Origin of the sequence: Hydrogenophaga sp. OTU3427, from assembly GCF_038440225.1 — a bacterium.
GTDB lineage: Bacteria > Pseudomonadota > Gammaproteobacteria > Burkholderiales > Burkholderiaceae_C > Hydrogenophaga.
On record NZ_JASATI010000135.1, the window covers coordinates 1 to 375 of the forward strand.

1 protein-coding gene is annotated in these 375 nt (G+C 66.4%); it reads right to left on the reverse strand.

Features of this window, described 5'->3' with window-relative positions; all coding sequences use genetic code 11:
- A partial coding sequence (locus AAHB17_RS24620) for an SDR family NAD(P)-dependent oxidoreductase (protein WP_342133694.1) occupies positions 1–375 on the reverse strand: 375 nt, incomplete at both ends.

Below are 375 nucleotides of genomic sequence, written 5' to 3' on the forward strand. Positions count from 1 at the left end.
AGGCAGCGTTCGTTGTCTGCGGCGGTGGGGCGGTGTGCGGCAAGCGCCACCGCGTCAGCGCCGGCCGCGTAGCGCAGCGTGGTCGACATGTCGTTGGCCGCCAGCCACACGGCCTCAGCGACGTCGAGCTCGGTGGTCACGGCCTGTGGTTGGCCCAGCGCAGCAAAGACGGACTGTGCGTAGGGCACATAGGCCTCGGGAATCAGCCCTTGCATGCGCTCCGAGCCATTGGCGGTGAAGCGGGTGGTAGGGGCATAGCCCGGTTCGACCAGCTTCACACGTACGTTGAACCCCTCCAGCTCGAATGCCAACGACGCCGTGAAACCTTCGATCGCGGTCTTGCTGGCGGTGTAAGCCGCCACCAGTGGCATAGGG